The organism is Pseudoxanthomonas sp. PXM04 (assembly GCF_014851695.1).
GTDB classification, from domain to species: domain Bacteria; phylum Pseudomonadota; class Gammaproteobacteria; order Xanthomonadales; family Xanthomonadaceae; genus Pseudoxanthomonas_A; species Pseudoxanthomonas_A beigongshangi.
Map to the genome: position 1 here is coordinate 105,264 of NZ_JACVAG010000008.1, position 22,218 is coordinate 127,481.

Consider the following 22,218-nt stretch of genomic DNA (forward strand, 5'->3'; position numbering starts at 1 on the left):
CGCCTGGCGCGGCGCGACTCAGTAGCGGGCGGCGATGGCGAGAATCCGCCGGCTCGCGCGCACCTGTTCGCCGAAACGGGCAATGCCTTCGGCCCGCATGCGCGGCGCGTGATCGCGCAGGTAGGCATCGAGCGCGGCATGGTCGGCCAGTCGATAGCGCACGCAGCGCGCCACCCATCCGGACCCGGCGGGCGGATCCCGCCGATCCAGGATTTCCGCTTCCAGGAATCCCTCGAAACCGAGCATCTCGCGGACGTGCGCGTCCAGCCAGCGCGCGTGGGCCTCGGCGATGTCCGCGTCGATGGCGAGATCGACTTCGTAGATGATCGTCATGCGTTGATGAAGCTGGTGAGCAGGACGAACATCGCCGCGAAACTCACCAGGAACAGGTAGACCATGCCGACGGCCAGGTACTTCAGCACCGTCAGCCACCAGGCCTGTCCATAGACCCGCTTCTGCATCAGCAGCAGGTAGATCGGCATCCACCACCACAGCACGAACTGCAGCAAGCCGGTGACGCTGGAGAACCAGCCGGCATGCGGGGTGATCCATTCGTCCAGCGCCATCAGCACGAAGATGCCGAGCAGCGCCAGGCACAGCCACGCGTGGCTGTAGAGGGCGACGACCAGATGCTCCAGGTACAGCCGGCCCGAACCGAGATAGGCGATCTTGAGGAACACCGCGAAGATCGGGACCATGAAGAACAGCGCGGTGGGAATGGATTTGAGCCCGGCGTTCTTGAACAGCTCCGGATCCTTCTGGAAGCGCTCCCAGTTCTCTTCCGCGCGCTGCGCCTTCTTCTTCAGCCAGCGGTCGAGAAACCCCTTGGGTTCGGCCTGCGTCGCTTGATCCCTGTCCGCGACAACGGAGGAGGGAGAGGCCGCGGATGGGGCGTCCCCGGTGGAGGAATCGGGCGTGAGCCGGATGCCCGGCGGTGCGTTCGACGGCGCCTTGGTCACCTCGGGTGCCGGCGTGGCGGCGGGTCCGGTGGCCTCCAGGGGCTGCTGCAGCGAAGGGTGGGTGGGATCCAGTTCGGCGATGCGTTCCCGCGCCTGTTCGCGCAGTGCCTTGATGCTGCGATCGAAACCGGTGCTGGCGCCGGGGATGTCGCCGACCGCCGCCTTGCCTTCGAGCAATCCGCGAATGGCTTCGTCGCGCTGGCGTTCGACTTCGGCGACGGTCGTCACTTCCTCGAAATTGCTCTTGACCACCGCGTCGGACGAGGGTTCGCCGATGTGCACGGCGAACTGGGCGATGAAGAAGGTCAGCACGCTGACGATCACGAACAGCCGCAGTGGCGCGACGTAGGGCGCGCGGTGCCCGGACAGGTAGGCGTTGGCCAGGCGGCCCGGCGCGCACAGCGCACGCAGGGTGCGGAAGATACGCCCGTCCAGATGCCAGAAGGATTCGAACACTTCCTCGATGGCGTGGCCGGCATGCCGCAGGGGATTGTGCGATGTCTGTCCGCAGCGATGGCAGAACTCGCCCTGCAACGGCGTGTCGCAGTTTTCGCAAGTGGCGGGTGCATGGTCGTCTTGACGCAAGGCGTCGGTCTGGCTGCTCATCTGCGGTTGTGCTTCCCCTGGCGCGAGCGGGTAAGATACCGGCCTCCCGTGACCCGGTGCCAGCGCGCGACCGCGCGACCGTAGTCCGGCGGTCTCCCCCATGTCCTCCACCGTCTCCCATTCGCCGCGTTTCGGCGATGAGGTCCGCGCTTCCGCGAAACTTGCCCTGCCGCTGGTGCTGGGCCATGTCTCCACCGGCCTCATCGGCTTCGTCGACAACGTCATCGCCGGGCACCACGGCACCCAGACCCTGGCCTCGGTCACGGTCGGCACGGCCCTGCTATGGCTGCCGATGATGGTGCCGATCGGCACGCTCATCTCGCTCACCGCGTCGGTGTCGGAACTGGATGGCGCGAATCGCCGCGACGAAATCGGGCCGCTGTTCCGCCAGGCACTTTGGCTGTCGCTGGGCCTGGGCCTGCTGATGTTCGGCTTCCTCAGCCTGGCGCCCTACGCGCTGGGCGCGTTCGGCATCGCCCCGGACATCATTCCCGGCGCGACCGGTTTCCTGCATGCGATCCGCTGGGGCGTGCCGGCGCTGACCTTCTACTTCTGCATGCGCTATCTCAGCGAGGGCATGCACTGGACCCTGCCGACCATGTTGCTGGGCTTCGGCGGCCTGCTGGTGCTGGCGCCGGTCGGCTACGTGCTGACTTTCGGCAAGTTCGGCCTGCCTGAAATGGGCGCGGCCGGACTCGGCACCGCCTCGGCGATCACGATGTGGGTGCAGGCCAGTTGCTTCGCGCTGTACCTGTGGAATTCGCGTCGCTTCGCCCACCTGAAGCTGTTCAGCCATTTCGAACCGCCGCGCTGGGCCGCGATCGGGCAGCTGCTCCGGACCGGCCTGCCGATCGGCATCACGGTGCTGATGGAGGGCAGCCTGTTCATCGTGACCGCGCTGCTGATCGCGCGGCTGGGCGCTGTGTCCGCCGCCGCGCACCAGATCGCCATCAATGTCGCCGCGCTGTGTTTCATGGTGCCGATGGGCGTGGCCGAGGCCACCACCGTGCGGGTGGGCCATGCGCTGGGTGCCGGCGATCCGGCCGGCATCCGCCGGGCCGCGCATGCCGGTTACGCGATCGTGCTGGCCACCCAGGCGCTGTCCGCGCTGGTGCTGTTGTTCGGCCACGACGCGGTGGTGTCCCTGTATACCCAGGATCTGGCGGTGGCGGCCCTGGCCGGCACGTTGCTGCTGTACGCGGCGGCCTTCCAGTTCCCGGACGGCATTCAGGTGCTCTCGGCCGGCGCGCTGCGCGGGTTGAAGGACACCCGCGCGCCGATGTGGCTGGCGATGTTCTCCTACTGGGGCCTGGGCATGCCGCTGGGCGCCGGTTTCGGGCTGTGGCTGGGTTGGGGTCCGCAGGGCATGTGGCTGGGCCTGATCATGGGCCTCACCGCCGCCGCCATCAGCTTGGGCTGGCGCTTCAACCGCAGCAGCCGGCGCCTGCTGGCAGCGGACGCGACTTGACCGACATTGGCGCACGGTGACTAAAGGGGCATGCCGCCCCGGGGGCCGACCCGTTAAGCTGGCCCCAGGAATACCGGAGTCTCCACCCCCATGAACCAACCGCCTCCCGCCCGCGGACCCGTCGCCACCTTCTTCGTTGGCGCCTGGAACGTGGTGAATTTCGCCCGCAAGCTGTTCCTGAACGTGCTGTTCTTCGGCTTCCTGCTGTTCCTGATCATGTTCATGATCCTGCTGGCCGGCATCAGTTCGAGCAGCGCGGTCAAGCCGGTGATCGATCGCACCACCCTGGTGGTCGCGCCGGAAGGACGCCTGGTCGAGCAGTACAGCACCGACCCGGCGACCCGCGCGCTGGCCAAGCTGCTCAACGACAAGGACGCCGAGGAAATCCAGCTGCGCGATCTCGTGCGCGCGATTGACGCGGCGCGCGAGGACAAGAAGATCGAGCGCATGATGCTGCGCGTGGACAAGCTGCAGCCGACCGGTTACGCCTCGCTGCGTGAAGTCGCCGCGGCGCTGGAGCGCTTCCGCGCCTCGGGCAAGCAGATCGTGGCGTTCGGCGAGAACCTGGGCCAGCACCAGTACCTGCTGGCGGCGCAGGCCAACGAGGTCTATCTGGATCCGATGGGCGGCCTGTTGCTGGAAGGCCTCGGCCGCTATCGCCAGTATTTCCGCCAAGCCCTGCAGGAAAAGCTGGGCGTGGACGTGCACGTGTTCCGGGTCGGCGAGTTCAAGTCCGCGGTCGAGCCCTATGTGCTGGACGCCGCCTCGCCGGAATCCAAGGAAGCGGATCTGTTCTGGATGAACGACGTGTGGCAGCGCTATCTGGGCGACGTCGCCAAGGCACGCAAGCTGACGCCGCAGCAATTGGCCGCGGGCATCGATACGCTGCCGGAAGGCATCGCCGCCGCCGGTGGCGATCTGGCCAAGTTCGCCCTCCAGCAGAAGCTGGTGGATGGCCTGAAGACCCGCGAGGACGTTGAGAACCTGCTGATCGAACGCGGCGTGGCCGACGAGGATTCGGACACCGGTTTCCGCCAGGTCACCCTGGAGGGCTACCTCGCCCATCTGGACACGCAGCGCGCGGCCACGCTGGACAAGCGGCCGCAGATCGCGGTGGTGGTGGCCGAAGGCGAAATCACCGACGGCGAACAGCCGGCCGGCCGCATCGGCGGCGAATCGACCTCCGCGTTGCTGCGCGAAGCGCGTGACGACGAGGACGTGAAAGCGGTGGTGCTGCGCGTGGATTCCCCGGGTGGCGGCGTGTTCGCTTCCGAGCAGATCCGCCGCGAGGTGGCCGCGCTGAAGGCCGCCGGCAAGCCGGTGGTGGTGTCGATGGGCGATCTGGCCGCCTCCGGCGGTTACTGGATCTCGATGAACGCCGATCGCATCTATGCCGATCCGTCGACCATCACTGGTTCCATCGGCATCTTCGGCATGATTCCGACCGTGCCGCGCACGCTGGAGAAGATCGGCGTGCATACCGACGGCGTGGGCACCACGCGCTTCGCCGGCGCGTTCGACATCACCCGTCCGCTGGATCCGGCCGTCGGCCAGGTGATCCAGTCGATCATCAACAAGGGCTACGCGGATTTCACCGGCAAGGTCGCCGACGCGCGCAAGAAGCCGGTCGAGGCGGTGGACGAAGTCGCCCGCGGCCGCGTCTGGAGCGGTGCGCAGGCCAAGGAGCGCGGCCTGGTCGACGAACTCGGCGGCATGCAGGCGGCAACCGACTACGCCGCGCAACTGGCCAAGCTTGGTGGCGCCGACAAGTACCGCGTTCGCTACATCGAGCAGAACGCTTCGCCGTTTGCCCAGTTCATGGGCCGGATGGCCGGAAGCCGCATCGGTGCGTTGTGGCTGAAGGATTCCGACATCGCCCGCGCGATGCTGGCGCAGCGCCTGCCGGAAGCCAACACGCAGTTGCGATTCGTCGAGGAAGCCCTGCAGGACCGCCAGGGCGGCGCGCCGGTCAAGGCGCTGGCGTACTGCTTCTGCGGATTCTGATCACGCGACGCGCGCCAGTGGCGGCAAAAAAAAGAGCCCTCCGCAAGGAGGGCTTTTTTGTGGCGTTGCTTTGCCTCCCCCTTCTCCGAAGGGGGACTGAGGGGGATTTGCTCTTCCACGCAAAAGCAAGCCCTCCCCAATCGCCGCATGGCGGGTCAATCCCCCGGTCGCCCGCGGCGCCCACCCCCTTCTGCGAAGGGGGTATTCGTGGAGGCGTTCCGCAAGCGCGCGGAGGTTTTTTGTCGCCGGTCTGCCGCCTGCCGATATGGTTTGCGCAGGGCTACTGCTGCTTGGCCGCGTCGATCGCGGCGCGCTGGTCGTCGGCAGCCTTGCGGGCGGCTTCCTCCACCGCCTTGGCCTTGTCGATGGGGGCCTGGAGGGCATCGCGCAGGTGGGCGGCGCTCGCCGCCTGGGGTTCCGGTGGGCGCTCGGTCGGCGGTGGCGCCGGTCGGCAGGCGCACAACGAAAGGAGCAGCAGGCAGGCGATCGGGCGCGTTTTCATGCAATGCCCCTCCGGTATGGCTGGCGGTATGCTACCCCCATTCGAACGGAGTGGCGCATGGCATCCCATCGTTGGCGATTGGACGGGCAGACTGCATTGATCACCGGCGCCAGCGCCGGCATCGGCCTGGCAATCGCGCGCGAGTTGCTGGGGTTCGGCGCGGACGTGATGCTGGTGGCCCGTGACGAGGATCTGCTGGACGCTGCGCGCGACGATCTGGCCGAGGAATTTCCGGAGCGCGAAGTGGCGACAATGGCCGCCGACGTGGCCGATGACGAGGAGCGGCGCGCGATCCTCGACTGGGTGAAGGATCATGCCGACGGCCTCAATCTGCTGATCAACAACGCCGGCGGCAATGTCACCAAGGCGGCGGTGGACTATACCGAGGACGAGTGGCGCGGCATCTTCGAGACCAATCTGTTCTCCGCATTCGAACTCTCGCGCTACGCCCATCCGCTGCTGACCCGCCACGCCAGTTCCGCCATCGTCAACGTCGGCAGCGTGTCCGGCATCACCGCCGTGCGCAGCGGCGCGCCCTACGGCATGACCAAGGCCGCGCTGCACCAGATGACCCGCAACCTGGCCGCCGAATGGGCCGAGGACGGTGTGCGGGTCAACGCGGTGGCGCCGTGGTACATCCGCACCCGTCGCACGTCGGGGCCGCTTTCCGACGCGGATTACTACGAGGAAGTGATCGCGCGCACGCCGATGCGCCGGATCGGCGAGCCCGAGGAGGTCGCCGCGGCGGTGGGATTCCTGTGCCTGCCGGCGGCCAGCTACGTGACCGGCGAATGCATTGCCGTGGACGGGGGCTTTCTTCGCTACGGATTCTGAGCCGATGCCCACCCGGAGGTGGTTGCTGCCGCTCAAGTTGCTGCTGCCGCGGGTTCAGCCGCCGCAGGTGCTCTCGGCCAGGATGCGCTGCACACGCTCGAACTCGGCCTTGTTCTTCTCGCTGGTTTCCGTGCGGGTGAATCGCCAGGCCACTTCGGCTTCGTCGCGGCGCTTCTTCCACGCTTCGCACAAGCCTTCGTCGGGAACCCGGGCGCAGGTGTCCCGCACCACTTCGCAGGCCTGGCCCGCGCCGCCCTGCGGATTGCCATCCAGCCCGATGGTCTGCAGCGGCTCGCAGCGCGAGGCGGGCTCGCTGTCCTCGGTCAGGTAGCCGCCGCCGTCGCGGGTGGTGCAGCGGAACAGATTGGGGGGCGGCAGGTGCGCGGCCGTCGCGACCGGTGTGGATTCGGCTGGCGCCGTCGCTGCCGCCGGGACCGCGGCTTCGGGCGCAGCGGCGGGCGTCGCCGGTGGGGCGGCGGCGGGCGTGGATGCCGCCGGTGCCATCGGTACGGTCGCCAGCGCCGGCATCCGCTTGACCTGCTGCCGGCTGCCCTTGGGGCAGGGCATGTTCTGCACGGTGAGCGCGCCGGCGGCATCGGTGCACCGGTAGATCACCACTTCGTCCGCATGCGCGGCCGGGGCCGCCAGGAGCATCAGCCAGGCGAGACGGTAGGACATCAGGGATTCCCGCAATCGTTGGCCATGCGCGCATCGATGCCACGCTGTTCCAGATCCAGCGTGCGTCGCTCGCTGGGCATCGCGCTGCCATAGCGGCGCAGGATTTCATAGCGGCGATCGGACAGCCGCGCGCAGACTTCCGCCTGCGGCAATTCGTGGCATTGGTCGCGAACCCAGATACCGCCCGCCGGCACGATGACGTTGCCGGGCCCATGCCCGGGAGGACGCGGTGTCGGAGGCAGCGGCGTGGGATTCCCGCTCTGGAACGTGATGTTGCCGCCGTTGCCGATCGGGATATGCCCGGAGATGCTGCCGCCATGCGGACGGGGCCAGGCCGGATAGGGATAGCCACCCGCCCAGTAGGGCACGAAGCGCGGGCGGCCTTCGCCATCGTCGCTGGTATAGCGCTCGCCGTCCGGGGTGATGCATTCGTACATCGCACGCGGCGGATTCCGGTAGACGATGCGCTCGGTGGGCGCCGGCACCGGCGGCGCGGGCGTGATGCTGGGTACCGCCGGTCGCGCGACCGGCGCCGGATCGCGTGGCCGCTGCATGCTGCGGGTCTGTTGGGTCTCGCCGGGCAGGCAGGGAGAATCCCGCAGCGCCACCTGTCCCTGCTTGCCGACGCAGCGGTAGATCGTCACTTCCTGCGCGGCGGCGATCCCGCCCACCGGAGCGAGCGGGAAAAGCAGGCAGGCGGCCAGGACGATGCGCATGCCCGCATCTTGCGCGCGAACGGCGGCAGGGACAATGCGGACGGATTCAGGCCCGGAACTGCGCGCCGGTACGGGCGTCGCGGATCGAGGAGGGGCGATCCAGTCCGCCGGTTTCGCCTTCGCTGACGCCGTCCAGGCGCTCGACCAGCGCGGGATCCAGACCCGCGCGATCGCGTGGTGCCGGTTGCCCGCTCAGGTTGGCGCTGGTGGAGACCAGCGGACCGCCGAAGCCCCGGCACAGCGCGATGACCGTGGGATGCGCCGTGACCCTGACGGCGATGCCGTCATGCTCGCCGGTAAGCCAGCGTGGCACCCGTGCGTTCGCCGGCATCACCCAAGTGTGCGGACCCGGCCAACTGGCCAGCACCTCGGCCAGCCGATCGGTCTGCAGCGCGTCCAGATCCAGGCAGGCGCGAAGCTGTTCCAGATCGGCGGCGATCAGGATCAACCCTTTCTCGACCGGACGCTCCTTGATCGCCAGCAGGCGCCGCACGGCGGTTTCATCGAACGGATCGCAGCCCACGCCCCAGACGGCTTCAGTCGGATAGGCGATCACGCCGCCGTGCTGGAGCCATTCCACGGCGGCGGACAAGGGCAGGGCATCGTTCATGGCGCGATTCTGCCACGGCAGGCCCGCGTGTCCACCGCGCCCCGCGGGGCGCGGCTTGAGGCAGCGAATCAGAACGGCGCGTCGTCGCTCTGCTTCTTGGCGACCCGCTTCTTGCCGGGTTCCACCTTGGCCGGGGTCAGCAGCGACTTGGCCGGTTCGGTGACGGTCACGGCGGCCTTCTTCGCGGTGGCCTTCTTGGTGGCCGGGCTCTTGGTCGTGGTGCTCTTGGTCGCGGTTTTCTTCGTCGCCGTCTTCTTGGCGGCGGCCTTCTTCGGCGCGGCTTCCTTCTTCACCGCGGCCTTCTTGGCGGTGGCCTTCTTGGCGCCGAAACCGCGCCGCGCGGGCTTGCCGGTTTCCTCCAGCAGCTGCTGCACTTCGGCCAGGGTCAGCGAGGCGGGCTCGCGATCCTTGGGAATCTTGCCGTTGAGCTTGCCGTCGCTGATGTACGGACCAAAGCGGCCGTTCAGCACCTGGATGTCGCTGCCGTCGAATTCCTTGATGATGCGGTTGCGGGCGATTTCTTCCTTCTCGTTGATCAGGAAGACCGCGCGCGCCAGATCGATCGTGTACGGATCGTCTTCCTTCTTCAGCGAGGCGTAGGTGCTGCCGCGCTTGGCGAACGGGCCGAAGCGGCCGATGCCGACGCTGACTTCCTCGCCATTGTCCTGGCCCAGCTTGCGCGGCAGCTTGAACAGCTCGATCGCTTCGTCCAGGGTGATGGTGTGCATCGACTGGCCCGGACGCAGCGAGGCGAATTCGAGCTTCTCGTCGGTGTCCTTGTCGCCGATCTGGGCGTAGGGACCGAACCGGCCCAGGCGCACGCTGACCGGCTTGCCGGACTTGGGATCGGTACCGAGTTCGCGCGCGCCCGTGGCCTCGCTGCGATCGACCGATTCCTTCTTCTCCTCGATCAGTTCCTTGAACGGGCCCCAGAACTTCTCCATCAGCGGGACCCATTCCTCCTCGCCGCGAGAGACCGCGTCCAGCTCGTCCTCGAGCCGGGCGGTGAAGTCGTAGTCCACGTATTGGGTGAAGTGGCCGCTGAGGAACTTGGAGACCGCGCGGCCCACGTCGGTGGGCTTGAAGGCGCGGCCTTCCATCTCGGTGTACTTGCGGAACAGCAGGGTCTGGATGATCGAAGCGTAGGTGGAGGGACGGCCGATGCCGTATTCCTCCAGCGCCTTGACCAGCGCGGCTTCGGTGAAGCGCGGCGGCGGCTGGGTGAAATGCTGGTCGGCGTGGATGCGATCCAGCGGTACCCGGTCGCCCGGTTTCATCGGCGGCAGCTTGCGGCCTTCGTCGTCGTCTTCCGCGCCCTTCTGGTCCTTGCCTTCCTCGTACACGGCCAGGAAGCCGGGATCGATCACGGTGGTGCCGCTGGCGCGGAAGCTGTGCTCGCTGCCCGCGGCCAGGTCGACGCTGACGGTGTTGAGCGTGGCCGGCACCATCTGGCAGGCCACCGCGCGCTTCCAGATCAGTTCGTAGAGCTTGCGCTCGTCGTCGCTGAGGAAACGCGCCACCTGCGCCGGCGTGCGCAGTGCCGAGGTCGGGCGCACGGCTTCGTGCGCTTCCTGCGCGTTCTTGGACTTGGTCTGGTAGGTGTTGGGCTTGTCCGGCAGCGCCTGGGTGCCGTAGTCGCGGGCGATGACGTCGCGGATCTCGTTCAGCGCCTCGACCGACAGGCTGACCGAGTCGGTACGCATGTAGCTGATCAGGCCGACCGTGCCTTCCTCGCCGATCGCCACGCCTTCATACAGCTTCTGCGCGACCTGCATGGTCTTGCGGGTGGTGAAGCCCAGCTTGCGCGCGGCTTCCTGCTGCAGGGTGGAGGTGGTGAACGGCGGCGCGGGCCGGCGCTTGCGTTCCTTGCTGGTCACGTCGGTGACATGCAGCGAACCCTGCGCGGCCTGCTGGATGCGCATGCGCGCGGCTTCGGCGGTGTCACCGTCGGTGACCGTGAACTGCTCGAACTTCTGGCCGTCCAGGCGGGTGAGCTTGGCGGTGAAGGACTGGCGCGGGTGCGCGCATTCGGCCTCGATGGACCAGTACTCGCGCGCGATGAAGGCTTCGATTTCCTCTTCGCGCTCGACGATCATGCGCAGCGCGGGCGACTGCACGCGGCCGGCGGACAGGCCGCGCTGGACCTTGCGCCACAGCACCGGCGACAGGTTGAAGCCGACCAGATAGTCCAGCGCGCGGCGCGCCTGCTGGGCATCGACCAGTTCGTTGGCGATCTGGCGCGGCTGGTTCATCGCTTCGCGGATGGCCCGCGGGGTGATTTCGGTGAACACCACCCGGTGCAGCGGCTTGTCCTTGAGCAGGCCGCGCTCCTTCAGGATTTCCGCGATGTGCCAGCTGATCGCCTCGCCCTCGCGGTCCGGGTCGGTCGCCAGATAGATGTCTTCGGCCGCCTTGGCCGCCTTGGCGATCGCATCGACGTGCTTCTCGTTCTTGTCGATGAGGTCGTAGCGCATCGCGAAGCCGTTGTCCGGATCCACCGCCCCCTCCTTCGGCACCAGGTCGCGCACGTGACCGTAGGACGCCAGGACGTGGAAGTCCTTGCCGAGGTATTTGTTGATCGTCTTGGCCTTGGCCGGCGATTCGACGATGAGGAGGTGCTTGGACATGTCCTTCCGATGGGCGGTGGGGGCGGCGCGTGGCCGGCAAGGGTGGCGCAAAAGCGGGCGGCAGAGAAGCCGACGCCCGGAGCCGTGGCCCCGGGCGTTCAGGTTTCGCTATTTACTAGTGGAATCATGCCCGGGCACGGCTGTCAACCCTGAACGGGTTCCGTGAAGCCCGTCACCTTCCGAAAACGCCTCCCATGGCGGCGACCAGCGCACCGGCCGCCAGCAGGAACATCAGGGACAGCAGTCCCCCCAGGGCGAGGGCAATCCAGGTGACCACGCCCAGCTTCGGCTGCTGGCGCTCCGGATAGTGGGTGTAGGCCCACTTGTCCACCACCAGGGTGCCGCAGATCAGGTCGTGCAGGGCCTGCTTGCGGCCGGTGAAGGCCGCCATCAGGTAGCCCGCCATGAGCAGCAGCGTGCTGACGAAGGTCGCGAAGAACCGGCCGATGGCGCGCCAGAAGCTGATCGGCGCGCCCTGCGTGTCCACCACCTTGATGCCGACCGCCATCTTGCCGGGCGTCGCCTGGTGCGGTGAGGCATGGAACCAGGCGAAATACCCGGCCATCACCACGATCTGCACCAGATAGGACGCGACCTGCAGCACCAGGACGAGCAGCGGCTGGGTCGCGTCGGCCATGACCAGCGGCAGCATCGCAAGCCCGGTCACGGTGCTGATCACCGTGGTGATGATGGTCAGCAGGAAGCTGTCGATGGTGTAGGCCGCCGTGCGTTTCCAGAAACCGGCATAGACGACCTCGCCGCCCTGCACGACCTGCGACACGAGCCCGACTGCGGCCTCGGGCGCGGCATATGGGGACGCGTCCGTTTCAGGCGTGGTGTCCGGGGGCGGGAACGACGCGGTATCGGTAATGGCCCCGGCCGTCGACCCGTCCCTTTCTTCCGCGACTTCTTCCGCGACGACCGGCGGTTGCCGGAAACGCGCGCCGGTGTCCAGGCCCAGTTCCCGGGCGAAATCGCCGGCTGCCTGCCATTGCGACAGGCCGTCGCGCCAGATCAGGGTGGCGTGGGAAATCCGTCCGCCGGCCAGCAGATCCCGCAGCATCGCGGCATCCACCGGGCCCTGCGGCTGCCGCGCCTCGTCCGCGTAATACCAGTGCTTCATCGCCCGCCGGGATTACTGGTTGCCGCCGGCGATGGCGGCCATGCCCATGGCGAACACGAAGAAGCCGATATAGGCGACGAAGAACAGGCCCGCCAGCACGATGATCGTCCAGGTCACCGCGCCCAGGTCGCGGCGCTGCCGTTCCGGATGGGCGGTGAAGGCCCAGCGGTCCACGACCAGGGTATCGGCGATCATGTCGTGCAGGGCCTGCTTGCGCTCGGTCAGGCCGACGGTGAATGCCGATATCAGCGTCGTGACGCCGCAGCTGACCAGGTTGAGGAAGAAGTACGCGCACCAGCGACCGAAGCTGCGGCCCAGGGTGAGCGCCTGGCCATCGGTGCGTGCCACCTTGATGCCGACCGCGAGCTTGCCCAGGGTCGCCTGCGACGCGGACGCGTGCATCCAGGTGAAGTAGACCGCCTGGGCCAGGATCGGCAGCACATAGAACGCCAGGATGAAGGTCACCCCGAGGGTGCCGCGCATCATGTCGTTGGCGAATGCCTGCGGATTCAGCGCGGCCGCGCCGCCGGTGAGCATGAGGCCGACCAGGGCGACCACCAGGGTCACCACCATCATCACCATGCCGTCGATGAAGGAGGCGGCGAAACGCTTCCAGAAACCGGCCATCACCACCTGGCCGGCGAACACCGGCGCGGACTGCAGCGGAACGTGCGCGGCCGGTGCCGCGTACGGCGAAGCCGGCTCGTTGACCACGGTGGCAATGGCGGGCGCGGCGGCCGGAATCGCCAGGCCCAGTTCCGCGGCCATCTCGCCCAGCGGGCGCCAGCCGTCCATGCCGTCGCGCCAGACCAGCACATCCGGCGTGATTTCGCCACGCTGGAAACGCGTGCCCAGTTCTTCCGTGCTGATCGGACCTTGGCGCTGCTCGCCGATGGCGAAAAACCAACTGCTCATTTTTTGTACCGCTCCTGTTGCTGTTGCTTGTTCAACCGAACCGCTGCGTGGTCGCGGCCAGGCCGATGACGAAGAAAATCAGGACCACGCCCGCCACGATGACCAGACCATACAGGCCCAGCACCACGATCGCGACCAGACCCAGCTCGCTGCGCTGGCGCTCCGGCTCGGTGGTGTAGGCCCATTTGTCGACCACCACGGTGTCGCAGATGATGTCGTGCAGCGATTGCTTGCGCGCGGTGAACGCGGCCATCAGGTAGCCGATGAAGAGCGTCAGCGTGCTGAGGATGGTGGCGAAGAAGCGTGCCAGCGCGCGCAGGAACGAGATCGGTTCGCCATGGCTGCGCACCACCTTGATGCCGATCGCCATCTTGCCCGGCGTGGCGTAGTTGAAGGTGGAATGGAACCAGGCGAAGTAGAGCGCGTTGAGGGCGAGCGTGCTGAGCGAGGTGGTGATCGCCGTGGCCAATTCGCCGCCGCCGGCGAGATCGCTGAGGATCACGCCGAACAGTTCGCCGCACAGGCCCACCACCAGCGACAGGATGAAGCCGTCGATGATCGTCGCGGCCGCGCGCTTCCAGAATCCGGCGTAGACGACATTCTGGTCGGCGACGAAGGAGGGCTGCGCCTGCAGCGGCGCGCGGGCGGCCAGGTACGGGTTGCGGGAGGCAGCGGTCTCGCCGGTGCCCGCCGCGGCCATGCGCTCGATGATCTCCGGACGCTCGTACACCGGCGTGGGCGAAGGATCGCTGCCGAGATTGAACACCGCGCGGCTACCCGCCGGTGCGGCCGATGGTGCCGGCATCCGTTCGGGCGGCGCGGTGACGGCGGCTGCGACCTCTTCGGCTTCCACGCGTGCGATCGTCGGCGGCGCGGGAACCGTCGGTGGCGCCGGGGGCACGAACGCGGCGGGCGACGCGGGTGAGGCATCGAACGGTGCCCGCGGCATCTCCAGCAGGCCGAGCTGCTGGGCCAGGTCCGCCAGTGGTCGCCACTGCATCATTCCGTCGCGCCAGACCAGCGTGTCCAGTGCGATCCGTTCGCTGTGGAAGTGTTGTTTCAGTTCATCCGTGGACAACGGGCCGAGCGGTTGCCGCTCGGCCCCGGCGTAATACCAAGTGGACATGCTGGTTTCCCCAAACCGTTGCGCTGCGAACGTTACCGCAAGCGCTCGTCAACGCCTAGATGGGCGACCACCGCGGGGCGGGATCGCCGGCATGCGGCATCAGCCGCGGCACCGCTCCGGCAGCAGCGGGTCCTCGATGTCCGAGGTGCAGCCCCAGCTGCGGGACTGGCCGTCGTAGAAAATCCAGATGGCGTGGTCGTCCATGCGCGAATTGCCGGTGCCGCGGACGCGCACCTCCACCCCGCACGTGCCGTCGTCGAACTCGCCGACGAGAATGCCGGCGACATGCGGGGATGCGTAGGCGGCTTCCGGCTGGAAGCCGTCGGCGTCGTTGTCGGGGCAGCGGCCTTCGGCCAGATGGCGTTCAATCAGCGGCTTCAGAGCGTCGCCCGCGGCGATCGGTTCCATCAGCTTGGCGCGCGAGGTGTATTGCTGGTACGCGGGTATGGCGATCGCCGCCAGGATGCCGAGGATGGCCAGCATGGGAATGATCGCCGCCAGGCAGATGATCAGGATGATCGTGCCGCGGCTCATCCCTCGCGGTGCGGGCGCGATTGCCGGAGCGCCCGGGCGCGGGCTGGCGTGGCCCGGCGCGCCGGGAAGCGGCGGCGGCATCGGCGCGGTGGCCGACGCGGTAGCGTCCAGGCCCAGCTCGGCGGCCACGCTGCGCAAGGGTTGCCATTGCGCCATGCCCTCGCGCCAGACCTGGGAATCCAGCATCAACTGGCCCCGCCGGAAGCAGGCCGCCAGTTCCTCCGTGGTCAGTGGTCCAACGTTCCGCCCCGGTCCTTCCGCGTAATACCACTGGGCCATGCTTTCCCCCGAAAGCAGGTTGAAGTCGGCTCAGTGTACCGGTTCAGGTTCGTCCACGAACATCTGCGTTTCCATCCACGCGTAGGCCGCTTCCGAGCCGGGCTGGTTGAACAGCACCATCAGCACGACCCACTTCAGGTCGTCCAGATCCAGCTCGTCCTGATCCAGCGCCATCGCCCGATCCAGCACCAGTTCGCGCTGATCGGCATCGAGGATGCCGTGCTGTTCCAGGAACATCAGGAAGCCGCGGCCTTCCACGTCGAGCTTTTCCAGCTCCGGGCCATGGAAGATGCGGGTCGGGCCGCCCACGCGCGGTTGCGGCGCGCCGGGCCGCTGATCGGCCAGGGCGTCGAGCCAGTCGAAAGCCTTGTTGATTTCGGCGGGGCTGAAGCCGGCCTGGATCAGGCCGTTCTGGAGAGAGTCGCGATCACGGACGGGGTCCGCGTCCTCGGTGAAATAGTGTTCAAACAGGTACAGCAGTACATCCAGGATGCTCTCTTTCATTGCCCCTCGGCCTGCGCACGGTGGCGCTGTGGAGGAAAGAAACTAGCCTTTGCGGCAGTAACGGCCGTGTTCGACCGATACGCGCCCATCCAGTTCCATGGCGAGCAGCATGGAGGACAGGGCGGCGGTCGTCAATCCGGTCCGATCCACCAGTTGATCCATACCCGTTGGGTCGTGACCAAGCGCGCGCCACAACTTCTGGTAGTCGGGGTCCCGGCCGCCGCCGGCCGAAAGCGACCGTTCGGGAGGGGTCTGTTCAGGTTCGCCGAGCTGTTCGCGCAGGGTCCGGACCGTCCCGGCCAATTGCGGGGCGAGGGCGTCCAGCAGTTCGTCCCCGCGTTCGACCAGGCCGGCCCCGTCGCGGATCAGGCGGTGGCAGCCGCGCGCCAGCGGATTGTGGATGGAACCGGGCACGGCGAACACGTCGCGGCCGCTGTCCGCCGCCTGGCGAGCGGTGATCAGCGCGCCGGAGCGCTCGGCGGCCTCGATCACCAGCGTGGCCAGCGACAGGCCGGCGATGATCCGGTTGCGGCGGGGAAAGTGGCTGGGATGCGCGCCGGTGCCCGGGGGATGCTCGCTGACCACCGCGCCGTGCGCGGCGATGCGATCCCGCAATGGCGCGTGCCGGCGTGGATATGCCTGTTCCGGACCGGTGCCCAGGACCGCGACGGTGGTCCCTTCGACCTGGCCCAGGGCGCTCTCGTGCGCGGCGGCGTCGATGCCGGCGGCCATGCCGCTGGCCACCACGACCCCCGCCCGGGCCAGCGCGGCGGCGAACGCCGCGGCGTTGTCGCGTCCGCCGGCGGTCGGCGAGCGGCTGCCGACCACCGCCACTGAGGGACGCCACAGCAGCGCCGGATCGCCATCGACGAACAGCGCCAGCGGCGGATGCGGGCAATGGCGCAGCAGCGGCGGATAGTCGCCCGAATCCCAGCCGATCAGGTGATGGCGGGGCGAAGCAGCCAGCCACTCCCGGGCGATTGCCAGTCCCGCAGCGGCCGGCGCCGCGAAGGCGCTGACCTGGCCATCGTCCAGTCCGGCCGCCCGCCATCCGCGCGGCCCGGCCGCGAACGCGGCGCCGGGGCTGCCATGGCGTTCCAGCAGGCGGCGGCGGGCGGCGCTGCCGCCGCCGGCCAGGGTCAGGCGCAACAGGGCCTCGGAGTCGTCTTCGTGGCGGGACATGAGGCCAGCCTAGTGCGGAGACGACGACGGCGCCCTCGGGCGCCGTCGCGGTGTTGCGTAGGGTTTGTCCGAAGACTCAGTAGGTGGCGTCCGGATGCTTCAGCTCGTAGCCCACCCGGGTGGCCTTCACCCCTTCCATCACCAGCCCGTAGCTGACCTTGTCGAAGGTGCGGAACACCATCACGTGCGCGGCGTACTCGTCCGGCAGGCTGACCCGGCCGGCGCCGTTGCGCGGCGAATCGTCCATGCGCGAGGAATTGGGCCAGCGCACCTTGTTGGCGACATGGTCGCCCCGGCGCCAGACCGACAGCACGGTGCCATTGTCGATGCCTTCGCGGCTGCCGCCGGAAATGGCGACGACGTCGCGCGGACCACCGGACGTCAGCGCGTTGGCGACGGCCAGGATCTGCAGCTTGCCCTCGGCGATGGCCGTGGCCGGCGGATGCGGGAAGAACTGCAGGTCGTACGGCTTGGCCTCGACCGGGACCACGCGATCGCCGGCACGGACTTCCTTGCCGCTGTCCTGCAGGGTCAGGGTGACCGTTTCGCTGCCGGGCACGAGGCCGCGGGTGATGGTGCCGACGTTGACCTGCTCAAGCTCGTAGCCCAACAGTTCGACCGGACCGCCGTCGGACAGCGCCGAGCTGGACCACTGGCGGTTCCAGTCCGCCGGCGCGCCCTTGATGCGGGCGCCGCGGTAGTCCAGGTCTTCCTTGTAGGTCAGGTACTCGCCGCTGGATTTCACCCGGGTCTGGGTGTAGCGCAGGCCCGGGCGCACGATCGCGTAGCGCTGGCCGGGCTGGGCCTGGTCCAGCCCGAGCACGTACACGTTCTGGCCCGCGGTGGCGCGCAGCATGTTCTCTTCCAGCCCGGCGACGTACGGCAGATGCTGGAAGCTGTCGGTGATGCTCAGGTTCTTCAGGAACGGCTCGACGTCGGACAGCGGAATCGCGTTCAGCGGGGCTTCCTGGCGCGGACCGGCCTGGACCGCCACGCGATCCAGATAAGCCAGGCTGAGCACGTCGCCGGGGTAGATGAGATGGGGGTTCTTGATCTGCGGATTGGCCTGCCAGATCTCCGGCCACAGCCACGGCTTCTTCAAGAAGCGGGCGGAAATGTCCCAGAGGGTGTCCCCCCGCTTGACCACGTACGTGTCCGGGTGGTCCCCCGCCATTTCTGCGGCGGCGGCATAGCTGCCCACGGTAATCGCCGCAACGGCGAGAACCGTACGAAAATGTTTAAACATGGCTGTATCTACCTGATTCCCCGACAGGTGGTCCGCACTATAGTCCAGAAAACCCGGCGCAACGCAAGCGCCCGAGTTAGAATCCGTGAGGCCTTGCCGGATTCCACTGGCGCCCCCATCTCGGACACACCATGGCACTGCTTCCCATCCTCGAATTCCCCGATCCCCGGCTGCGCACCAAGGCGGTGCCGGTCGACCCGGCGCGGGTGACCGAGCCGGCCTTCCAGACCCTGCTGGACGACATGTTCGAGACCATGTACGAGGCCCCGGGCATCGGCCTGGCCGCCAGCCAGGTGGACGTGCACCAGCGCTTCATGGTCATCGACATCAGCGAAGAGAAGAACGACCCCCGGGTCTTCATCAATCCGGAGATCGTCGACCGGGCCGGCGACCAGGTCTACCAGGAAGGCTGCCTGTCGGTTCCCGGCATCTATGCCGACGTCACCCGTTCCAACGAAATCACCGTGCGCTTCGTCGATCGCCGGGGCCAGGCGCAGGAACTGCGTGCCGACGGCCTGCTGGCGGTCTGCATCCAGCACGAAATGGATCATCTCGACGGCAAGCTGTTCGTCGACTACCTCTCGCCGCTCAAGCGCGAGATGGTGCGCAAGAAGCTGGCCAAGCAGCGGCGTCAGGCTGCGGCCTGACGGCCGCGGGATTGGTGATTCGGGATTTGGGATTCGCAAGAGCCAGGTTGCGGGTCGCGCCGGCCGCCATCCTCCTTCTTCCTCTCCGGATACCTCGTCTTCCATGAGAATCGTTTTTGCCGGCACGCCGGCGTTCGCCGTTCCCAGCTTGCGCGCGGCGCACGCGCGCAATGAAGTCGTCGCGGTGTACACCCAGCCGGATCGGCCCGCCGGCCGCGGCCGCGGGCTGACGCCTTCGCCGGTCAAGCTGGAGGCGATCCAGCGCGGCATCCCGGTACTGCAACCGGAATCGCTGAGGAAGAAATCCTCGCAGGAAGCCCTGCGCGAACTGGCCCCGGACCTGATGATCGTCGTCGCCTACGGCCTGATCCTGCCGCAAGCGGTGCTGGACATCCCGCGTTACGGTTGCTGGAACGTGCATGCGTCGATGCTGCCGCGCTGGCGTGGCGCCGCGCCGATCCAGCGCGCGATCGAAGCCGGCGACGCCGAAACCGGCGTCTGCCTGATGCAGATGGAAGCCGGGCTGGATACCGGCCCGGTGCTGCTGTCCCAGCGCACGCCCATCGGCGAACAGGAAACCGGCGGGCAACTGCACGACCGCCTGTCCGAACTGGGCGCGCGCGTGCTTGCCGACGGGCTTGGCCTGCTGCGCGCGGGCATGCGCCCGGTGGCGCAGGCGCAGACCGAAGCCGGTGCCACGTATGCGCACAAGCTGGAAAAGCACGAAGCGCGGCTGGACTGGTCGCAGCCGGCCGACGCGCTGGCGCGCAAGGTGCGCGCGTTCGAACCCTGGCCGGTGGCCGAGGCGAGCGTGGCCGGCGAACGCCTGCGCATCCATGGCGCGGTCGCGCTGGATCTGGCGCACCGGGCCGAACCCGGCACGCTGCTCACGGCGGGCCGGCAGGGCCTGGACATCGCCTGCGGCCAGGGCGCGCTGCGCCTGCGGGTGGTCCAGCGCGAGGGCGGCAAGGCGATCACCGCCGCCGACTACCTCAACGCGCGCCGGGATCTGGTGACCGCGTGAATCCGGGCACCGGCGCCGCCGTGCGTGCACTGGCCGCGCGCATCCTCGATGCGGTCGCGCACCGGGGGCGTTCGCTCAAGGCGGAACTGGCCGCGGGCCTGCCGCGCCTGCCGGACCCGCGGGATCGCGCGCTGGCCGAAGCGATCTGCTTCGCCGCGTTGCGCCAGCGCGTCCGCTATGACGAAGCCCTGCGCCGCTGGATGCAGAAACCGCTGGGCCGGCGCGACGGCGAACTGCGGGCGCTGTTGTGGGTCGGCTTCGCCCAGATCGATGCATTGCAACTGCCGGCGCATGCCGCGCTCTCTACCACTGTGGAAGCCGCGCGGGAACTGAAGCGCTCGCACCAGGCCGGGATGGTCAACGCGATCCTGCGCCGCGCGCAGCGCGAAGGCCTGCCGGCCGCCGCACCCGAACAGGCCTGGCCGGCGTGGCTGCGCGAGCGCGTGCGCCAGGACTGGACCGGGCAGGCCGATGCGGTTTTCGCCGCGAGCGCCGAAGCCGCCCCGCTGTGGCTGCGGGTCAACCGCGCGCGCATGCCGGTGGCGGATTATCTGGAACGCCTGCGACAGACGTTGCCGGAACTCGTCGCGTCCGCCTCGCCGTTGGCCACCGATGCGATTCGCGTCGATACGCCGGTGGCCGTGGCCGCGTTGCCGGGCTTCACCGGCGGCGACGTGTCGGTCCAGGACGGCGCTGCGCAGTTGGTGGCCGATGCGCTGGCACCCGCCGTCGGTGCGCGTGTGCTCGATGCCTGCGCCGCCCCCGGCGGCAAGGCGGCGCACCTGCTCGAACGCGATGGCACGTTGCGCCTGCTGGCGATGGATGTCGACGCACGGCGGTTGCAGCGGGTGGGCGAAACGCTCGCGCGGGTCGGCGTGCGGGCGCAACTGCGCGCAGCCGATGCGGGCGAACCTTCGATCTGGTGGGACGGCCAGCCGTTCGACGCGGTCCTGCTGGACGCGCCGTGTTCGGCGACCGGCATCGTCCGTCGCCAGCCCGACGTGCTGCTGCACCGGCGGCCGGAGGACATCGACGCGCTGCGCGCGCTGCAGGCACGCCTGCTGGATGCGGCGTGGACCCTGCTGCGGCCGGGCGGCATGCTGCTGTATGCGACCTGCTCGATCCTCAAGGACGAGAACGAGCGCCAGATCGACGCCTTCCTGGCGCGCACGCCCGACGCCCGCACCGAAGCGCTGGACCCGCGCTTCGGCCATGCCTCCGGCGCCGGCCGCCAGCGCCTGCCGGGCGAGGATGGCATGGACGGCTTCTTCTACGCCAAGCTTGCCAAGCATCTGCGAACATCGTGACGGTAGCAGAGTAAAGACCACTGTCCATGGCAACGCAGGCGAATCGCTCAGCGCGGGTAACGATGTGAAGAATATCCAGAAAAAGGATGTTTCAGCCGTAGTGCTGGGACACAGCGTTGCCCGTTTGGCCGTCCTCTTGCTCGGTTGCGCATTGGTCGTGGAAAAAGGATTGCTGATATTCGGGGTCTTGCTCGTGGTGTCGTCGTTGGTAGCTTGGCGGCAACAACCGTCACCGCCCTCGATATGGCCCTATGGACTGAAAACGGTGGGTTGGCTCGCGGTTGCAACGAATGTCGTCGTACTGTGCTCGCTGCTATTGCACGACCAACCCTTGCGGACTCTGGACAATGTCAGCCGGCTGTTGCTGATTCCATGGTGCGCATGGCTGGCGTCGACGATGGATATCAGGCGAAGTGATCTGTGGTGGAGCAGCGTCTCCGGACTAGTGTTGGCGTTTGCCGTGGCCTGCTGGCAGGTGAGTACCGGGACAGAGCGGGCTGGACTGGGGAATCCGATCGTGTTCGCCAATCTCATCCTGGTCCTCCTCGTGGTGGTCACGTTCCTGGGGCCGGACTTCCAGCGTCCTTCGGCGAGCCTGTTGCGATGGCTTGTGGTGGGATTGGGAGTCGCCGCTATTGTCATGACGGGGAGCCGAGCCGCACTCGTCACGTCCATCCTGCTGATGCCGATTTCGGTGGCTTGGAAGGAGGAACGGTGGAACTGGCGTCGATTTTTCGCATTCCTTGGCATCAGCCTAGTGGTGATATTGCTGATTGGGAACACGCCATCGTTGGTCGACCAGATGCGACTCGATGCCGTCGTCCCCAATGTGAATGCTTATCTCAAGGGCGATCCGGATTCGCCAATTGGCGCAAGATTCCAGTTATGGAAAATGGCATGGGATACGTTTCTTCAGCACCCCATCTCCGGTATCGGAATCCAGCGGTTCGGCTCGCTTGTTGATCAGCTACCGGGATGCGAGACGCGTTCGCCCATGGGAATGTGCGTGTTGGGCCATGCACACAACGACTTGGCGGAATGGGCCGCGACAATGGGGATTCCGGGATTGCTGATGATCTTGGCGATTTATGGCATTCCGATCGCGTTGTTCATGCGTCTGGGGCGAGCTGCAATGGACCTCGAAACGAAGACTGTTGCCCGGACCGGACTGGTGGTTGTGTTTGTATATGTCGTGGCCGGATTGTCGCAATCGATGTTCGCCCATGCGTTGAGCGCAAGCGCGTACGCGATCATTGTCGGATTTCTCCTAGGGCAGTCCGGCCGTCGTCGTGTTTCCCTGAGTACCGGAACGTCCGCTATCTCTTGA

21 protein-coding genes are annotated in these 22,218 nt (G+C 67.7%); 7 read left to right on the forward strand and 14 right to left on the reverse strand.

Annotated elements, in window-relative coordinates:
* Positions 1 to 18 precede the first annotated feature (18 nt).
* Together IB228_RS18620 and IB228_RS18625 are read right to left on the reverse strand one after the other, a co-directional pair.
* On the reverse strand, positions 19 to 333 hold the full coding sequence (locus IB228_RS18620; RefSeq protein ID WP_192199497.1) for a DUF4286 family protein: 315 nt from the start codon (positions 331 to 333) through the stop codon (positions 19 to 21).
* Positions 330 to 1,565: a DUF3667 domain-containing protein gene (locus IB228_RS18625; protein ID WP_192199498.1), complete on the reverse strand. Its 1,236-nt coding sequence runs from the start codon at positions 1,563 to 1,565 to the stop codon at positions 330 to 332. The genes IB228_RS18620 and IB228_RS18625 overlap by 4 nt, the downstream gene beginning before the upstream one ends.
* A gap of 100 nt (positions 1,566 to 1,665) precedes the next feature.
* Between IB228_RS18625 and IB228_RS18630 the strand changes: the two genes are divergently transcribed.
* Positions 1,666 to 3,033 carry an MATE family efflux transporter gene (locus IB228_RS18630; protein WP_192199499.1) on the forward strand — a complete coding sequence of 456 codons (1,368 nt, stop codon included), beginning with the start codon at positions 1,666 to 1,668 and terminating at the stop codon, positions 3,031 to 3,033.
* Between the two features lie 90 nt (positions 3,034 to 3,123).
* The gene (gene sppA / locus IB228_RS18635) at positions 3,124 to 5,037 is read left to right on the forward strand and encodes a signal peptide peptidase SppA (protein ID WP_192199500.1); all 1,914 of its coding nucleotides are present in this window, start codon (positions 3,124 to 3,126) and stop codon (positions 5,035 to 5,037) included.
* A gap of 280 nt (positions 5,038 to 5,317) precedes the next feature.
* On the opposite strand, the gene IB228_RS18640 is transcribed toward sppA, so the two are convergent.
* Positions 5,318 to 5,539 (reverse strand): hypothetical protein, encoded by a 222-nt coding sequence (locus IB228_RS18640; protein WP_192199501.1) that lies wholly within the window; start codon positions 5,537 to 5,539, stop codon positions 5,318 to 5,320.
* 57 nt (positions 5,540 to 5,596) lie between these two features.
* Between IB228_RS18640 and IB228_RS18645 the strand changes: the two genes are divergently transcribed.
* Positions 5,597 to 6,373, forward strand: a complete 777-nt coding sequence (locus tag IB228_RS18645; RefSeq protein WP_192199502.1) for an SDR family oxidoreductase — start codon at positions 5,597 to 5,599, stop codon at positions 6,371 to 6,373.
* Positions 6,374 to 6,427: 54 nt separating this feature from the next.
* On the opposite strand, the gene IB228_RS18650 is transcribed toward IB228_RS18645, so the two are convergent.
* The 11 genes from IB228_RS18650 to IB228_RS18700 all read right to left on the reverse strand — a co-directional run bounded on the left by IB228_RS18650 (position 6,428) and on the right by IB228_RS18700 (position 17,913).
* Positions 6,428 to 7,051 (reverse strand): DUF4124 domain-containing protein, encoded by a 624-nt coding sequence (locus IB228_RS18650; RefSeq protein ID WP_192199503.1) that lies wholly within the window; start codon positions 7,049 to 7,051, stop codon positions 6,428 to 6,430.
* Positions 7,051 to 7,767, reverse strand: a complete 717-nt coding sequence (locus IB228_RS18655; RefSeq protein WP_192199504.1) for a DUF4124 domain-containing protein — start codon at positions 7,765 to 7,767, stop codon at positions 7,051 to 7,053. The genes IB228_RS18650 and IB228_RS18655 overlap by 1 nt, the downstream gene beginning before the upstream one ends.
* A gap of 46 nt (positions 7,768 to 7,813) precedes the next feature.
* Positions 7,814 to 8,377 (reverse strand): Sua5/YciO/YrdC/YwlC family protein, encoded by a 564-nt coding sequence (locus tag IB228_RS18660; RefSeq protein ID WP_192199505.1) that lies wholly within the window; start codon positions 8,375 to 8,377, stop codon positions 7,814 to 7,816.
* A gap of 68 nt (positions 8,378 to 8,445) precedes the next feature.
* A complete protein-coding gene (locus tag IB228_RS18665) occupies positions 8,446 to 11,004 on the reverse strand; it encodes a DNA topoisomerase I (RefSeq protein ID WP_192199506.1) in 2,559 nt (852 codons plus the stop codon).
* A gap of 172 nt (positions 11,005 to 11,176) precedes the next feature.
* Positions 11,177 to 12,127, reverse strand: coding sequence for an RDD family protein (locus IB228_RS18670; RefSeq protein WP_192199507.1), 951 nt, complete (start codon positions 12,125 to 12,127; stop codon positions 11,177 to 11,179).
* A 12-nt stretch (positions 12,128 to 12,139) separates the two neighbouring features.
* Complete coding sequence (locus IB228_RS18675; RefSeq protein ID WP_192199508.1) at positions 12,140 to 13,042, reverse strand: RDD family protein; 903 nt, start codon at positions 13,040 to 13,042, stop codon at positions 12,140 to 12,142.
* A 31-nt stretch (positions 13,043 to 13,073) separates the two neighbouring features.
* Positions 13,074 to 14,168, reverse strand: a complete 1,095-nt coding sequence (locus tag IB228_RS18680) for an RDD family protein (RefSeq protein WP_192199509.1) — start codon at positions 14,166 to 14,168, stop codon at positions 13,074 to 13,076.
* A gap of 99 nt (positions 14,169 to 14,267) precedes the next feature.
* Positions 14,268 to 14,981 carry a GYF domain-containing protein gene (locus IB228_RS18685; RefSeq protein WP_183639550.1) on the reverse strand — a complete coding sequence of 238 codons (714 nt, stop codon included), beginning with the start codon at positions 14,979 to 14,981 and terminating at the stop codon, positions 14,268 to 14,270.
* Between the two features lie 30 nt (positions 14,982 to 15,011).
* Positions 15,012 to 15,485 carry a DUF494 family protein gene (locus IB228_RS18690; RefSeq protein WP_141455174.1) on the reverse strand — a complete coding sequence of 158 codons (474 nt, stop codon included), beginning with the start codon at positions 15,483 to 15,485 and terminating at the stop codon, positions 15,012 to 15,014.
* 42 nt (positions 15,486 to 15,527) lie between these two features.
* The gene (gene dprA, locus IB228_RS18695) at positions 15,528 to 16,667 is read right to left on the reverse strand and encodes a DNA-processing protein DprA (RefSeq protein ID WP_192199510.1); all 1,140 of its coding nucleotides are present in this window, start codon (positions 16,665 to 16,667) and stop codon (positions 15,528 to 15,530) included.
* 76 nt (positions 16,668 to 16,743) lie between these two features.
* Positions 16,744 to 17,913: a LysM domain-containing protein gene (locus IB228_RS18700; RefSeq protein WP_192199511.1), complete on the reverse strand. Its 1,170-nt coding sequence runs from the start codon at positions 17,911 to 17,913 to the stop codon at positions 16,744 to 16,746.
* Between the two features lie 131 nt (positions 17,914 to 18,044).
* Here IB228_RS18700 and def point away from each other — a divergent pair, with 131 nt between their 5' ends.
* The 4 genes from def (at position 18,045) to IB228_RS18720 (ending at position 22,218) form a co-directional block, all read left to right on the forward strand.
* On the forward strand, positions 18,045 to 18,560 hold the full coding sequence (def, locus tag IB228_RS18705) for a peptide deformylase (protein WP_192199512.1): 516 nt from the start codon (positions 18,045 to 18,047) through the stop codon (positions 18,558 to 18,560).
* 103 nt (positions 18,561 to 18,663) lie between these two features.
* Complete coding sequence (fmt, locus tag IB228_RS18710; RefSeq protein ID WP_192199513.1) at positions 18,664 to 19,584, forward strand: methionyl-tRNA formyltransferase; 921 nt, start codon at positions 18,664 to 18,666, stop codon at positions 19,582 to 19,584.
* Positions 19,581 to 20,891, forward strand: coding sequence for a 16S rRNA (cytosine(967)-C(5))-methyltransferase RsmB (gene rsmB / locus IB228_RS18715; RefSeq protein WP_343227104.1), 1,311 nt, complete (start codon positions 19,581 to 19,583; stop codon positions 20,889 to 20,891). Before fmt ends, rsmB begins: the two co-directional genes overlap by 4 nt.
* 64 nt (positions 20,892 to 20,955) lie before the next feature.
* On the forward strand, positions 20,956 to 22,218 hold the full coding sequence (locus IB228_RS18720; RefSeq protein WP_183639545.1) for an O-antigen ligase family protein: 1,263 nt from the start codon (positions 20,956 to 20,958) through the stop codon (positions 22,216 to 22,218).

What these genes read in the sequence shown, in the direction of transcription:
- IB228_RS18620 (WP_192199497.1), bottom strand. Translation starts at nt 333, where the DNA reads ATGACGATCATCTACGAAGTCGATCTCGCCATCGACGCGGACATCGCC.
- IB228_RS18625 (WP_192199498.1), bottom strand. Translation starts at nt 1,565, where the DNA reads ATGAGCAGCCAGACCGACGCCTTGCGTCAAGACGACCATGCACCCGCC.
- IB228_RS18630 (WP_192199499.1), top strand. Translation starts at nt 1,666, where the DNA reads ATGTCCTCCACCGTCTCCCATTCGCCGCGTTTCGGCGATGAGGTCCGC.
- sppA (WP_192199500.1), top strand. Translation starts at nt 3,124, where the DNA reads ATGAACCAACCGCCTCCCGCCCGCGGACCCGTCGCCACCTTCTTCGTT.
- IB228_RS18640 (WP_192199501.1), bottom strand. Translation starts at nt 5,539, where the DNA reads ATGAAAACGCGCCCGATCGCCTGCCTGCTGCTCCTTTCGTTGTGCGCC.
- IB228_RS18645 (WP_192199502.1), top strand. Translation starts at nt 5,597, where the DNA reads ATGGCATCCCATCGTTGGCGATTGGACGGGCAGACTGCATTGATCACC.
- IB228_RS18650 (WP_192199503.1), bottom strand. Translation starts at nt 7,051, where the DNA reads ATGTCCTACCGTCTCGCCTGGCTGATGCTCCTGGCGGCCCCGGCCGCG.
- IB228_RS18655 (WP_192199504.1), bottom strand. Translation starts at nt 7,767, where the DNA reads ATGCGCATCGTCCTGGCCGCCTGCCTGCTTTTCCCGCTCGCTCCGGTG.
- IB228_RS18660 (WP_192199505.1), bottom strand. Translation starts at nt 8,377, where the DNA reads ATGAACGATGCCCTGCCCTTGTCCGCCGCCGTGGAATGGCTCCAGCAC.
- IB228_RS18665 (WP_192199506.1), bottom strand. Translation starts at nt 11,004, where the DNA reads ATGTCCAAGCACCTCCTCATCGTCGAATCGCCGGCCAAGGCCAAGACG.
- IB228_RS18670 (WP_192199507.1), bottom strand. Translation starts at nt 12,127, where the DNA reads ATGAAGCACTGGTATTACGCGGACGAGGCGCGGCAGCCGCAGGGCCCG.
- IB228_RS18675 (WP_192199508.1), bottom strand. Translation starts at nt 13,042, where the DNA reads ATGAGCAGTTGGTTTTTCGCCATCGGCGAGCAGCGCCAAGGTCCGATC.
- IB228_RS18680 (WP_192199509.1), bottom strand. Translation starts at nt 14,168, where the DNA reads ATGTCCACTTGGTATTACGCCGGGGCCGAGCGGCAACCGCTCGGCCCG.
- IB228_RS18685 (WP_183639550.1), bottom strand. Translation starts at nt 14,981, where the DNA reads ATGGCCCAGTGGTATTACGCGGAAGGACCGGGGCGGAACGTTGGACCA.
- IB228_RS18690 (WP_141455174.1), bottom strand. Translation starts at nt 15,485, where the DNA reads ATGAAAGAGAGCATCCTGGATGTACTGCTGTACCTGTTTGAACACTAT.
- dprA (WP_192199510.1), bottom strand. Translation starts at nt 16,667, where the DNA reads ATGTCCCGCCACGAAGACGACTCCGAGGCCCTGTTGCGCCTGACCCTG.
- IB228_RS18700 (WP_192199511.1), bottom strand. Translation starts at nt 17,913, where the DNA reads ATGTTTAAACATTTTCGTACGGTTCTCGCCGTTGCGGCGATTACCGTG.
- def (WP_192199512.1), top strand. Translation starts at nt 18,045, where the DNA reads ATGGCACTGCTTCCCATCCTCGAATTCCCCGATCCCCGGCTGCGCACC.
- fmt (WP_192199513.1), top strand. Translation starts at nt 18,664, where the DNA reads ATGAGAATCGTTTTTGCCGGCACGCCGGCGTTCGCCGTTCCCAGCTTG.